Source organism: Rhodococcus sp. Chr-9 (assembly GCF_000801125.1).
GTDB classification, from domain to species: domain Bacteria; phylum Actinomycetota; class Actinomycetes; order Mycobacteriales; family Mycobacteriaceae; genus Rhodococcus; species Rhodococcus pyridinivorans.
On the sequence record NZ_JTIZ01000106.1, the window covers coordinates 37,179 to 51,161 of the forward strand.

The window sequence follows — 13,983 nt, forward strand, 5'->3', positions numbered from 1 at the left end:
GAAAGAAATTCATTACTCGATATCGCGAGCAAAACTACCCGAAGGCGGACATACGAGGCAGCCGGGTGACAGCTACCGGATCAGCGGCCCCTCGACTCGACCGCGAGACGGGGCATGCCGGCGAGTTCGTCGGGCGTGACGTACGAATCGGAGGTCGCGAAACCGCTCAGGTACAGCGGCGGCTCGCGGTCGGCGACCGCGCGCACGATCTGCCCCTCCGAGACGAACACGATGAGCCCTTCGGCATCGGATCCCGGCATGTTCCGCCAGGTGACTCCGGGGGTGTGCATCACGCGGTTGAGTTCGCTCATCAGCACCGGGACGCGGAAGTAGTACATCCGGTCCCACGACTCGACACCCGCTGCGGCCGCGACCTCCCCGAGCGTGCGGGACTGTCCGGAGACGAGCACCGATTCGAACTCGGCCTCGAGCTGCGGGTCGTCGACGACGGACACGCTCGTCGTCGCCCCCGAACAACCCGAGACCCCCAGCACCGCAGCGACAGCCAGCGCAAAACCCGTACGCACGAACCGCGACGCCACCGCACCCCCCTGTGTATCGACCCCCGATAGGACGCGAGGAAGCTACCACCGGTTCGGACGAATACACCAGCGAAGACGGTCACTTTCCACGAGTTCGGGGATACGACCCGAAACGCAGCCGAATCGATGTGACAAATGACAGTAACTCCGAGTTACTCCTTTGCGGTGAGCTCGGCGATGTCCGTCCACAGAGCACTGCGGAGCGCGACCATCGGTTCGGCTGCGGCGCCGAGCTGGTCGCCGACGAAATCGGTGTTCTCGGCGGACAACTCGCGCGCACCCGATCTGCCGATCAGGTCGTCGATCCGCTGGTCGAGACTCGCGGTCCGCTGCGCGATGTGTGCGAGATGCAGATGGCCCTCCGCGCGCGTGAGCAGGTCGCCGATGCGCGCGAGCGCGGTGACGCGCGCAAGGATCTGGTCCCATACCGGTTCGAGCGCTGCCACCCGGGATTCGAGACCGGACCGCGCCTCGGGCGCCGATCGGATCGCGGACTGCAACTCGTCGAGCAGGTCGCGCAGGGCGACGGTGTCCACCGCGATCTGGGTGAGCTCCTCGGCGAGATCGAGCTGGGCTCGTTGAACCTCGAAGTACTCCGAACGCCACGCCGCCGATGCCTCGACGCGGTCGTACAGGGAACCGGCGAGGAAGAGCAGGGTGTCGTAGCGGTCGACGAAGCGGTCGTCGCCGGAGGGCACCTCGCGTCCGAGCCGTTCGGCGACGCGACGCCCCGTCTCGGCCAGCGGGGTGCGTTCGGACCAGCGACCCACGCGGTCGACGGCGACACCGAGCACCACTCCCCGGGCCTGCTCGACGGGCGTGACGGGCAGGGGCGCCGGGGTGCGTCGCAGTGCAGCGAACAGCGCCTCGCGTTGTTCGATCTCGAGATGCAGCCCGTCGCGTCGGTCGCGGCGCACGGCGCGGACGCCCTGGGCGTAGTGCAGCGGCGAGTGCACGACGGTCTGTCGCGCCGCCCGGATGCGTTTGCCGAGCTCGTTGGCCCGGTATTCGAGTGCGAGTCGCGCAGCGCCGGGACGCAGGCCGTCGATCCGTGTGCGGAGGCGGGCGTGCTCGTCGGACAGGCGGCGCAGCTCACCGAATCCGTCGAGGGTGGGCAACCGGCGCCCGACGCGCCGGCGGTTCGCCAGCACAGCACGTGCCGATTCGTCGAGGTAGCCGGCGGCCAGTGCGACCGCCGCGGCGTCCGACAGAGGAGCGTGCCCGCCCTCGATACTGCCGGTCTCGCACCACCGGCGGACCTGCCCGGCGATACGTGTCCGCCGGTCCACCGACGGGATGTCCCGGCCGGGCGCGTCGTCGCGCCCCGGGAGGTGGGGTCGATCGGCTTCGGACACGGGGATCCTCCTCGCGGCTCGTCCGCAGGCATGCACCGTCCACTGTTCCAGATTCCGCGCGGGCTCGGAGAAATGCCCGGTAACGGCCCCGATCCCGGGCGCTCGACGGGCACGATCCCACACGTCCACGGCCGCGCTCCGGTTCGGTTGAGACCTTCACCTTTTCGCCCTTCGTGACGGATGTCACAGCATTATCGAGGTAGCTCCGAACGATTTGCCCGATCCCGGATCGCGCCCGAGACGGGGGCGCGCGAAAACCGTTGCATACCAGCAGAAGCGAGAGGACGCCGGCGACGGGTCCCTGACCCCTCAGGAAGTTACCGATCGGTGTTACTGCACAGTACCGGCAGCCTCCGGGACCGGAGACCCCCTCCCCGACACCCGTTCCCGAGCGAAATCCTCTGCGCGCGAATGCCTGTGAGAGAAGTCGGCCACGAGGGCGCCGCCGATCGCCCCGCATGGAAGCAAAACGTGACAAACCCTCATGTTTCCTCCATGCTGTAATCCGAACGGAGCCTTCGCCCAGGGGGACGTGACCGTCGCAACCGACGGCCGTAGCTGCGGAGACCTGTTCGAAACGGTCCTTCGGACACCGCGGATGTTGCCCGGTGGATCGACGACGAACACGCATGCCCATGCCAACCACGAGGAGCCGACCGCTACATGTTCCCGCTCGCGTCGCCAACACGAGACGTGGAAGGTAGGACCGGTTAGTTTGACTTCCTCATTGGGGTGGAGCTTCGAGACGCGCGCCCGATGCGTGCACAAACCATGGAGAACGGTGGCAACGAGTATGTTCAAGCGGATCGCAGTGGTCAATCGCGGTGAGGCGGCCGTACGCCTCATCCGGGCAGTCCGGGAGCTCAACTCCGAGCACGGCTACGACATCAAGACGATCGCTCTGCACACCGATGCCGAGCGACGGGCGATGTTCGTCCGTCAGGCCGACGAAGGAGTGACCCTCCGGCCGTCGACGACGGCGGCGACCCCCTACCTCGATCATGCAGAACTCGAGCGCGCGCTCCTCGAGGCGAAGGCCGACGCCGTCTGGGTCGGCTGGGGCTTCGTCGCCGAGGACCCCGCCTTCGCCGAGCTGTGCGCCCGCCTCGGGATCACCTTCATCGGTCCCTCCGCCGACGCCATGCGTCTGCTCGGCGACAAGGTCGAGGCGAAACTCCTCGCCGAGAAGGTCGGCGTTCCCGTCGCACCGTGGTCCGGTGGACCCGTCGATTCCCGCGCCGACGCGCGCCGCCACGCGCAGGCCATCGGCTACCCGCTGATCATCAAGGCCCGCTCCGGCGGCGGTGGCCGTGGCATCCGCAAGGTCTACGCCGAAGACGAGCTCGAGCTCGCCCTCGAGCGCACCCAGGGTGAGGCCGAGCGTTCCTTCGGCGACCCCGTCGTGTTCATCGAGCGTCTCGTCACCGACGCACGCCACGTCGAGGTCCAGGTCATCGCCGACAAGCACGGCAACGTCTGGGCCCCGGGCGTGCGCGACTGCTCGATCCAGCGCAAGAACCAGAAGGTCATCGAGGAGTCCGCCTCGCCGCTGCTCACCAAGGAGCAGTCCGACCACCTGCGCACGGTCTCGGCCGATCTCGTCCGCGCCGCCGGCTACGCCGGTGCCGGCACCGTCGAGTACCTCTACCAGCCCGACCTGAAGATCTTCACCTTCCTCGAGGTCAACACGCGTCTCCAGGTCGAGCACCCCATCACCGAGGCCACGACCGGCATCGACCTCGTCAAGCTGCAGATCCTCGTCGCCTCCGGCGAGAAGCTTCCCGGCGAGTGCCCCGGCGAGTTCGGGCACGCCGTCGAGGCCCGCCTGAACGCCGAGGACGCCGCCAACGGCTTCGCACCCGCCCCCGGCACCGTGCAGCTGCTCAAGTTCCCGCTCGGCTCCGGTCTGCGTGTCGACACCGGAATCGCCCAGGGCGACGTCATTCCGCCCGACTACGACTCCATGGTCGCCAAGATCATCGCGTGGGGCCGCGACCGCGACGAGGCACTCGCCCGCCTGCGCACCGCTCTGCGCGAGACCACCGTCGTCCTCGACGGCGGCACGACGACCAAGTCGTTCCTGCTCGACCTGCTCGACCGTCCCGAGGTCATCGACGCCTCCGCCGACACCGGCTGGCTCGACCGCACCGGCGCCGGCACCGAGACCGGTCCGTCCAAGGTCGCCGACGTCGCTCTGATCGCGACGGCCGTCGATGTCTACGACACCGACGAGGCCCACGAGCGCTCCGCCTTCCTCGCTTCGGCCCGCGGCGGTCGCCCGCGTGCCGGACACGCCGTCGGACGCAAGATCGAGCTGAGCTACCAGGGCCAGGCCTACGAGCTCGTCGTCGGCCAGGTCGGCCCGCACCGCTACCGGGTCGACACCGGTTCCGCCGAGTTCGACGTCGACGTCGAGCGGCTGGGCGACTACGAGTCGCGCCTGACCCTCGGCGGACGCCGCCACAACGTGGTGTCGATCGCCGGTCCGGCCCACTTCCTCGTCGAGGTCGACGGCATCAGCCACCAGATCAGCCAGGACGAGGCCGGCGTGGTGCGCACCCCTGCCCCGGCCGTGGTCGTCGCGGTTCCCGTCGCCGTCGGTGACGAGGTCGAGGCCGGTCAGACCCTCGTCGTGCTCGAGTCGATGAAGATGGAGACCGCGGTCCGCGCTCCCTTCGCCGGCAAGGTCCGCGAGATCCTCGCCGTCGTCAACGCGCAGGTCGACGCGGGCGCCCCGCTTCTGCGGGTCGACCAGATCGTCGAGGAGGTCGTCACCGAGACCGTCGAGCGCGTGGAGTTCGCTGCACCGGCGCCCTCGCTCAGCGACGATGTCGCCGCCGACGCACTCGCTCGCCTCGACTCGCTCGCCGCTCTGGTCACCGGATACGACGTGTCCGCCGAGCGCACCGCGGCACTGCTCGCCGAGTACGAGCGTCTCTCCGGCTCGGTCGACTCGTGCGCGCTCGTCCGCGCCGAGCTCTCGCTGCTGACGACCTTCGCGGACGTGTGCGAACTGTCGCGCAACCGTCCGACCGAGGAGGAGAAGAACAGCGACGACCGGGTCCACAGCCCCCGCGAGTTCTTCCACGGCTACCTGCAGTCGCTCGACGTGGAGGTCGGGGGTCTGCCCGACAGCTTCCGCGCGCGTCTCGCCCGTGCCCTGTGGCACTACGACGTCCTGGAACTCGATCGCACCCCGGAGCTCGAGGAGGCCGTCTACCGGTTGTTCCTCGCGCTCGAGCGCATCGAGGCCCACGTCCCCGTGGTCACCTCGCTACTCGACCGCTGGGTCGAGCGCGACGACACCGAGGTGGGGATCTCCCACGAGCTCAACGAAGTCCTCGACCGGCTGATCGTCGCGACCCAGGTCCGCTTCCCGGTCATCGGCGACACCGCCCGCAACCTGCGGTACCGCTACTTCGAGGAGCCGGTGATCCGCAAGGCCCGCGAGCAGGTCTACGACGGGGTCCGCGGTTCGCTCGCGTACCTCGCCGAGCATCCGCAGGCGACGGACTACGCGCAGCGCATCGATTCGCTGGTCGCCACACCCGAGCCGCTGATCGACCTTCTCGCACAGCAGATCACGCGTCCGGAGACCGTTCCGGGCCCGCTGCTCGAGGTCATCGCTCGCCGGGCGTACAAGATCCGCACCCTCGAGGACGTGCGTTCGTGCACCGTCGGCGGACACCAGTTCGTCACCGGCAACTTCGATCTGCGCGGCACGCGCCTGTACCTGATCTCCGCCGAGGCCCCGCAGGCCGAGTTCGCGTCGCTGCTCGACGCCGTCGAGGAGTCGGCGGCCTCGGTTCCCGACACGAAGAACCTCGTGATCGACCTGTACCTCGCGTGGGACGACGCTCCGGCCGATGCTGACGCCCAGGCCGACGCGCTGCGCGCCGAACTCGCCACACGCCCGGTGACCGGCGTGGCCCGTCGCGTGACCGTGACGGTCTGCCACACCGACACGGCCGAAGAGCACGTGTTCACCTTCCGCCCCTACGAGACCGGATACGCGGAGGAGACCAACATCCGCGACATCCACCCGCTCACGGGTCAGCGTCTGGATCTGTGGCGCCTGAAGAACTTCGACGGCACCCGCCTGCCCGCCAACCCGGACACCTACCTGTATCACCTGGTGTCGCAGGACAATCCGTCCGATGAGCGGTTCATCGCCCTCGCCGAGGTGCGCGACCTGACGCCGCAGCGCGACGAGTCCGGTCGCATCGTCGGACTGCCGGCCTTCGAACGCGCTCTCGCGAGCTCGCTCGACGGCATGCGACGCGCCCAGGCCAACCGCGGCGGGCGACGTCTCGACGCGAACCGCGTGGTGCTCTACGTGTGGCCCGCAGTCGATCTCGACATGGAGGACCTACGCCGCATCGGCCGCAACGCCGCGCCGCTGACCGTGGGTGCCGGACTCGAGGAGATCACCGTCATCGGGTCGTGGCGTGATCGCCAGGACGAGCCGGCACGCGAGGTCGCCCTGCGCTTCTCGTACCGCTCCGGTGCGGGCGTCATCGTGCGGGTCACCGAGCCGCCGAAGGAGCCGCTGAAGCCGCTCGACGAGTACACCCAGAAGGTCCAGCGGTCCCGTGCCCGCGGCACCGTCTACCCGTACGAGCTGATCCCGCTGCTCACCGGCGGCGAGGGCACCTTCGTCGAGTACGACTTCGACGAGCAGGGCACCCTCGTGCCCGTCGACCGCCCCTACGGCCGCAACACCGCGGGTCTGATCGTCGGCGTCGTCGACACCCCGACCCCGCGGTACCCCGAGGGCATGAAGCGCGTCACGCTGTTCGGTGATCCCACCAAGGCGCTGGGCACCGTCGCGGAGGCCGAGTGCTCCCGTGTGGTCGCCGCGATCGACCTGGCGGAGAGCCTGAACGCTCCCGTCGAGTGGTTCGCGCTGTCGTCCGGCGCGACGATCTCCATGGACTCGGGCACCGAGAACATGGACTGGGTGTCGCGCGGTCTGCGTCGCATCATCACATTCACGCAGAACGGCGGCGAGATCAACGTCGTGGTCACCGGCATCAATGTCGGCGCGCAGCCGTACTGGAACGCCGAGGCGACGATGCTCATGCACACCAAGGGCATCCTCGTGATGACCCCGGACAGCGCCATGGTGCTCACCGGCAAGCAGTCGCTCGATTACTCGGGTGGCGTCTCCGCCGAGGACAACTTCGGTATCGGTGGCTACGACCGCGTCATGGGCCCCAACGGTCAGGCGCAGTACTGGGCCCCCAACCTCAGGGCCGCCATCGAGACGCTGTTCGCGCACTACGCCCACGCCTACGTCGCGCCGGGCGAGCGCTTCCCGCGCAAGGCCGCGTCCACCGACCCGGTCGACCGCAACGTGTGCGTGTACCCGCACGTGCATCCGTCCAGCGACTTCACCACCGTGGGCGACATCTTCTCGTCCGAGACCAACCCGGATCGCAAGAAGCCGTTCGACATCCGTACGGTGATGCGCTCGGTGGTCGACCAGGACCACGCTGTGCTCGAACGGTGGGCCGACATGGCCGACGCCGACACCTCGGTCGTGTTCGACGCACACCTGGGCGGAAACCCGGTGACGGTCATCGGCATCGAGTCCCGCGCGATCCCGCGCAAGGGCTGGTTCCCCGCCGACGGACCGGACCAGTGGACCTCGGGCACGCTGTTCCCCAAGTCGTCGAAGAAGACGGCACGGGCGATCAACGCGGCGAGCGGCAACCGTCCGCTCGTGGTGCTCGCCAACCTGTCGGGCTTCGACGGCTCCCCCGAGTCGCTGCGCAACCTGCAGCTCGAGTACGGCGCCGAGATCGGCCGGGCCATCGTCAACTTCGACGGTCCGATCGTGTTCGTCGTGGTCTCCCGCTACCACGGTGGTGCCTTCGTGGTGTTCTCGGGCGCACTGAACGAGAACATGGAAGTCCTCGCCGTGGAGGGTTCGTTCGCCTCGGTGCTCGGTGGCGCTCCGGCGGCTGCGGTGGTCTTCACCCGCGACGTCAACAAGCGCACCGCGAGCGATCCGCGGGTCGTGGAACTCGAGGCGCAGCTGCGGGCCGCCGAGGACGGCGACAAGGCACGACTGGGCGTCGAGCTCACCGCTCTGCGCACCGCGGTGCGGTCGGAGAAGCTCGGTGAGGTGGCAGCCGAGTTCGAGGCGATCCACAACATCCAGCGCGCACAGCAGGTCGGCTCGGTCGACGCGATCGTGCCGGCGGTCGAGCTGCGGCCGCAGATCATCGCGGCCGTCGAGCGCGGCATGGCACGCACGCTCGCGTAACCCACGCAACTAGAGCGAGACCCCACCGGAACACTTCCGGTGGGGTCTCGTCGTCGTGGGGCCGTCGTGCGGGTCAGTCGTCGTGATCGTCGTCCCGGTCGTCGTCCCGGTCGTCGTCGTGTACATCGTCACAGCGGTCGTCCCACGCGTCGTAGAAGTCCTCGACGTGGTCCGGCACCGTGTCGTCCCAGTCCTCGAACCACGCGTCGCAGCTCGTGACGTCGATGTAGGGGATGTCGGTGGGCAGGTCACCCGGCCCCGCATCCCGGGCCGGGTCGACGCCCGCCCGAACAGTTCCATCCGGGCCGCCGGTCGTCGTCTCGTCCACCACGCGGGCGACGGTGAACGACGACGGTTCGGAGGGAGCGGACTCACCTCGGTTCGCCGACACGAAACCGACGGTGCCGGCCGTCATCGCGACCGCTACAGCGGTCACGGCCCATGCGGTGCGGCTCATCGCCATGATCGTTCTCCTCGACTCGGTGTTCGTCCTGGTCACCGGTAACTTTGGCGCACGACGATGAGGGGTCGATGAGCCGAAGATGACGAAACCTTCATCCGAGACGCGTACGGATCCACTCGACCAGGATCCTGGCTACCTTGTGAGGAGCCTCCGGGACGAGGGCGTGCCCGCAAGCCGGCACGACGGCCGTGGAGACGAGTTCGCTCCCGAACTCGTCGACGAGCTCACCTCGGGTCTCCGCGGGCCGGAAAACGTCCTCTCCTGCTTGTACGTCGAGCAGAGGTGACGGCGCCACCGTCCACCACGATTCCTTGTCGGTCGCGGCCATCGCTGCCCGCTGCGACACGATCGCGTCGGGCCACCACCCGTCGAGCCACACCGCCGCATCGTGTCCTGCGGCGAAGAAGACGTCGCGCAGGTGCACGAGTCGTTCGTGGTCGGGAAGCGAGAGGTCGGAGCACTTGGCGACACGCTCGGTCAGCGAAGCCGGAAACCGGCGGGCCCCGGCGGCGAGCACGGCGACCCCCCGGACGAGTTCGGGCCGGTCGGCGGCGAGTACCCGGGCCACGTAGTGCCCGAACGCATGACCGGCCACAACAGCGGGTGCGGCGTCGAAATGCTCGATGACGGCGGCGACGTCGCCCGCGAGATCGTGCAGGTCGAGACCGGTCATGGGTCCGCGGCTGCTGCCGATACCCCGGGGTTGCGGTCGCAGAGCGGTGAATTCCGCTGCGGCGAGGTCGCTCGCGATCGGATCGAATTCGTAGGAGTCGCGCCCGAGGGAGGGCAGCAGGACGACTGCCGGCCCTTCCCCGTCGAGACGTACCTCGAGTTCGGCCACCGGTGTTTCGACAAGACGAGTGTTGCTCACGGGGCCATCCTCTCATCGCCGGAAAGACCTGTGCTTCGCCACAACGACCCTCTGTAGTGTCGAGAATCACACCGACGCCAGGTGTGGCGCGTTTTCGAACGGGGAATGCCAACGAGCTCGTCTTGGTCGAGCTTCGGCGGCACGGAGTGCGCCTCTCCCCGACAGGCGTCAAGCGACCGCCCACGGTAGGAAATCGACCCCGAATCCCTTCATCTGCAATTACTTTCGGGGCCATGCGCGAAACACGTTCGCGTCCACGCCATGTGCACACGGTTGTACCTGACTCCCCGGTAGCACGTTGTGCCATTCTGGAGCAGTCCGATTCGTGCAGGCTGTACGTCCGGATGGATACGAACATTCAGCGTGTTCGTACCGTGGGGTAACCCCGAATCTTCGTCGAATATGATTGTGCTCCAATACTTCTCGAACTATTCGGACAAATTGACGAAATTCGAGACTCGAATTGTTTCTGGTGACAACATCATCGAGGTGGTGCATGATTGGTGCCGCAGGGAGTTATGAGCCGATGAAGGCTCGTTTCAGGGGACACGCGTTCGAGTCAGGGGGATTCGAAACGTGCTCCTCCACAGAGAAATCAACGCGCAGGGGACGTTTGTGCGACGTCGGCGAACAGCCGCGCCCGTCGCCCCCTCGCACAGCGAGGAGATCAGCATGACCAGCACCATCGAACCCAGCTCGCAGATCGCTGCCGGCGGAAACAAGCTCCGCGGACGCGTCGCCTTCGTCACCGGCGGCACACGCGGCATCGGTGCGGCGATCAGCCGCAGCCTGGCGAGCCAGGGCGCCACCGTCGCCGCAGGCTACGGACGCAACACCGCCCAGGCGGATCAGTTCCTCGCAGACCTGAACGAGACGGGCCGCAAGGACGTCCGTTACTCCGTGCACCGCGGTGACGTCGCGAACGCCGACGACTGCCGACGCACCATCGACGAGGTCATCGAAACGCACGGCCGTCTCGACATCCTGATCAACAACGCCGGCATCACCATCGACCGCACGGTGCTGAAGATGCAGGACGAGGACTGGGACACCGTCATCGGCGTGAACCTCTCGGGTGCGTTCTACCTGGCGCAGGCCGCACTGCGCCACATGCTCGAGCGTGGCACCGGACGCATCGTCAACGTCTCCTCCGTCATCGGCGAGACCGGCAACATCGGCCAGGCCAACTACGCGGCATCGAAGGCCGGCCTGTTCGGTCTCACCAAGACCCTCGCCAAGGAAGCGGCCTTCTACCTGGCCAAGAACGACAAGCTGGACCCGAACGGCATCGGCGTCACCGTCAACACCGTCACCCCGGGCTTCGTCGCCACCGAGATGGTCGAGGCCATCCCCGAGAAGGTTCTCGCACGCATCACCGACACCATCCCCGTGAAACGACTGGCCGACCCGCAGGAGATCGCCCGGGTCGTGCACTTCCTCGCCGCGGACGCCTCCTCGTACATCACCGGTCAGGTATGGGGCGTCAACGGCGGCCTGGACATGTGATCCGGTCTCCCCACCCACTACTTCGAATCGAACGGTCCCCTCGCACATGCAGCCATTCGAGCTCAATCGGCACGGCCGAATTGTCTTCCCCTCCAATTTCGTTCCCGAACTCGACTTCTCCACGCTGGGCAGCGTCGACCACCTCGACGCCGTCATCCGACGCGACTTCGACACCAAGGCACCCACGGTCTCGGAGATCCTCTCCCGGCACGAACTGGGCAAGTACGCCTCGAAGTTCGAGATCATGCGGGACATGGCCCTGAACGTCTTCTGGGCCGACCGATTCCCGCTGATGATGTTCGAGCGGCGCGTCATTCGCTGGGGCGACGTTCCCCGCAACCGCGACGACGTCTACATGCCTCGTCTGACTCCCTGGCCCGAGGCCGAAGAGCGGCTGGGGGCGGTCGAGGAGGCATACCGCGCTCTCCCCCGCGCATGGGACAGTGCCGCCGAGGACCGCATCTTCGATCGACTCTTCGCGGTCTTCGGTTCGCGTCGTCACTTCGCCGGCGACCTGCCCACGGTCAAACCGACCGTGCCACAGCTGATCTCCGATCCGGAGAACATCACCCTGCGTGTTCGCCACTACGATCCGAACCACCCCGTCTTCGGATACGACGAGATCCTCGACTGTCACGAGGACGTCGCCGAACTCGAGGCACTGAGCCGCTGGTCGATGGTTCTGCACAACCAGCAACCCTGGGACGGAAGCGAAACCGAGCTCGTCCGGGTCGCGGACCTCAAGGACGACGACTACGTCGTGGCCTCCCATCCGCGCAATCGCGAGGTCCAGCGGTTCATCAACCGGGTCATGTCGGGCAAGACCCGTAAGGCCACCTCGTACACGCGGCACGAACCGGTGGCACCGTCTGCGCCCTACCCGGCCGTCGACGTGCGCTCGGAGTTCGCGATCGCACCCCGCATCGATGCGATCGCGGTCGCGCACGGCGACCAGGTGTGCACCAACGAGGACCTGATCCGTAACACCGCCTACAACTGGTCGCCCATGTCGGCCGACGAGATCACGGCCAAGACCGGGATCGAGCAGCGCCGGTACACCTCGGGAACCTTCGAGGACCTGGCCCTGACGGCGGCGAAGCAGGCGATCACCCACGCCGGAGTCGGCCCGCAGGACATCGGCGCGGTCATCACCTGCACGTGCACGAGCGGTCGGCTGATCCCGTCGCTGGCCACGTGGATCTCGGGCGAACTGGGCATCGGGCAGACCCATGCCTCGTTCGACCTGATCGCGGCGTGCGCGGGAATGCCCTACGGCCTGGCCGAGGCGACCCGCATCCTGCAGCAGGTCAAGCGCCCCGTCCTCGTGGTGTGCGTCGAGAAGTTCTCGGACAAGATCGGCACCGTCCGGCCGTCCCGGATGATCTTCGGTGACGGCGCCGCGGCGATGGTCATCTCTCCGGCCGCCGAGGGCGAGGCACCCGATCTCGAGTTCTTCAACAGCTACGCGAGCGGCCCGACGAGCGAGGTCAACTCGATCATCTGGCCGAACCCGGACTTCGACAACTTCATCACGGTCTACGGACCCGAGGTGAAGACGCTCGCCGGTCGTTATCTGGCGCAGATGCTCGACGAGATCAAGGCCCTCCCGTCTCCCGACGACGCCGAGCGTTCGCTGCTCGACGACATCGATCTCATCGTTCCCCATCAGGCGAACAAGACGATGGTCATCGAGCTCGCCGCGAACGCCGGACTCTCGGCCGACCGGTTGTACTTCAACATCGAGAAGGTCGGCAACACGTCGTCGGCGAGCATCCCACTCGCGATCCACGACGCCGTCCGCGAGGGGGTCATCACCGAACCGGTGCGCATCTTCGCTCCCGGCTTCGGCGCCGGAGCGGTGGCGGGGTACACCGTCATGCGGATCGACCCGAAGGTGGTCGTGGCGTTCGAGGAGGCCGACGCCGGCTGAGCCGGCAGATGGACCGACGCCGCCTGATCCCGGCGTACGACGGACTTCCGGGCCGTCCCCCGGCAGGCCCGGAGTACATCGGCCCGTTCGCGACATCCGGTCGCGAGCGGGCCGATCGTCGTCTGCGACCGGCCGACGTAACACCCGCGCCGTCCAGGCCGACATTTCGATCGGATCCGGCAAATCGGATCCGGACGAAGTACAGAAAGGCCTCGCGCATGAAGTTCCGCCGCATCGTCGCTGCGACGCTGGGGTGTGTGGCCCTGACGGTCGCCGCACCCTCGACCGCCACCGCCTTCCCTCTCGTGGACCTGCTCCCGAAGGGCATCGCCGATCTCGTTCCGAGCGGATCGTTCAATCCGTTCGCTCCGCCGCCGGCACCTCCGGCACCTCCGGCTCCCCCGTCCCCGCCGGCACCTCAGGCCGGCCCGGCTCCGCAGGTGACACCGGCTCCCCCGGCTCCCCGTCCGGCTCCGTCCGCACCGAGCGGCGGGTTCAAGAACTGCACCGAGGCCTGGAACGCGGGCGCTGCTCCGGTCCACCGCAACGACCCCGGATACGCACCGCGCCTCGACCGCGACAACGACGGGATCGGCTGCGAGCGCGATCCGCGCTGATCGGTCCGTCCCGTAAAAGAGCGGAGGCTCTTCCATCCTCTCCGGGATGGAAGAGCCTTCGTCGTTCGTACGTGCGGAAACCTCAGAGCCAGCGCGGCGGCGTGAGTTCTCCGCCGGTGACGCCGACGGCTCCGCGACCGACCGCATCCTCACCACCGGACGCATGTGGGGCGACCTGTGGCACCTCGACGGTGCCGGTCGCGAGGCCCGCAACGAGCTGTTCCGCACCCGCGACACCTCGAGCTACAAGTACACCGACTGGCTCCGGGGCTACAGCTCCGACCGCAACCGCTGAGCACTCACACAGCGCCGCAGAGCAATTCGTCCCGTTCCGGACAATGCCGTCCCCGATCACCGATCGGGGGCGGCATTCGCCGTATATACGTCGTTCGTCCCGCACCGAAAGGTACCGGAGCGACCGTGACCAG

8 protein-coding genes and 1 pseudogene are annotated in these 13,983 nt (G+C 67.7%); 5 read left to right on the forward strand and 4 right to left on the reverse strand.

What is annotated here, in order from left to right:
• Window positions 1-80: 80 nt before the first annotated feature.
• Both QR64_RS16320 and QR64_RS16325 read right to left on the reverse strand, forming a co-directional pair.
• On the reverse strand, window positions 81-527 hold the full coding sequence (locus QR64_RS16320; RefSeq protein WP_230826357.1) for a hypothetical protein: 447 nt from the start codon (window positions 525-527) through the stop codon (window positions 81-83).
• 167 nt (window positions 528-694) lie between these two features.
• On the reverse strand, window positions 695-1,897 hold the full coding sequence (locus QR64_RS16325) for a hypothetical protein (protein WP_039586244.1): 1,203 nt from the start codon (window positions 1,895-1,897) through the stop codon (window positions 695-697).
• A 793-nt stretch (window positions 1,898-2,690) separates the two neighbouring features.
• On the opposite strand from QR64_RS16325, the gene QR64_RS16330 reads away from it, so the two are divergent.
• On the forward strand, window positions 2,691-8,168 hold the full coding sequence (locus QR64_RS16330) for a carboxyl transferase domain-containing protein (protein WP_039586246.1): 5,478 nt from the start codon (window positions 2,691-2,693) through the stop codon (window positions 8,166-8,168).
• A gap of 73 nt (window positions 8,169-8,241) precedes the next feature.
• Here QR64_RS16330 and QR64_RS16335 read toward each other — a convergent pair whose 3' ends face one another.
• Complete coding sequence (locus QR64_RS16335; RefSeq protein ID WP_006553957.1) at window positions 8,242-8,625, reverse strand: hypothetical protein; 384 nt, start codon at window positions 8,623-8,625, stop codon at window positions 8,242-8,244.
• Window positions 8,626-8,722: 97 nt separating this feature from the next.
• Window positions 8,723-9,502, reverse strand: coding sequence for an alpha/beta fold hydrolase (locus tag QR64_RS16340; RefSeq protein WP_039586248.1), 780 nt, complete (start codon window positions 9,500-9,502; stop codon window positions 8,723-8,725).
• Between the two features lie 672 nt (window positions 9,503-10,174).
• On the opposite strand from QR64_RS16340, the gene QR64_RS16345 reads away from it, so the two are divergent.
• From QR64_RS16345 to QR64_RS28090, 4 genes and pseudogenes are all read left to right on the forward strand, one after another.
• A complete protein-coding gene (locus QR64_RS16345) occupies window positions 10,175-11,008 on the forward strand; it encodes a 3-oxoacyl-ACP reductase family protein (protein WP_006553955.1) in 834 nt (277 codons plus the stop codon).
• Window positions 11,009-11,054: 46 nt separating this feature from the next.
• Entirely contained in the window at window positions 11,055-12,938 is a 1,884-nt protein-coding gene (locus tag QR64_RS16350) for a ketoacyl-ACP synthase III (protein ID WP_039586249.1), read from the forward strand.
• A gap of 218 nt (window positions 12,939-13,156) precedes the next feature.
• On the forward strand, window positions 13,157-13,555 hold the full coding sequence (locus tag QR64_RS16355) for an excalibur calcium-binding domain-containing protein (protein ID WP_006553953.1): 399 nt from the start codon (window positions 13,157-13,159) through the stop codon (window positions 13,553-13,555).
• A gap of 139 nt (window positions 13,556-13,694) precedes the next feature.
• Window positions 13,695-13,850 (forward strand): annotated as a pseudogene (locus QR64_RS28090) (salicylate monooxygenase); the annotation flags it as partial.
• Between the last annotated feature and the right edge of the window lie 133 nt (window positions 13,851-13,983).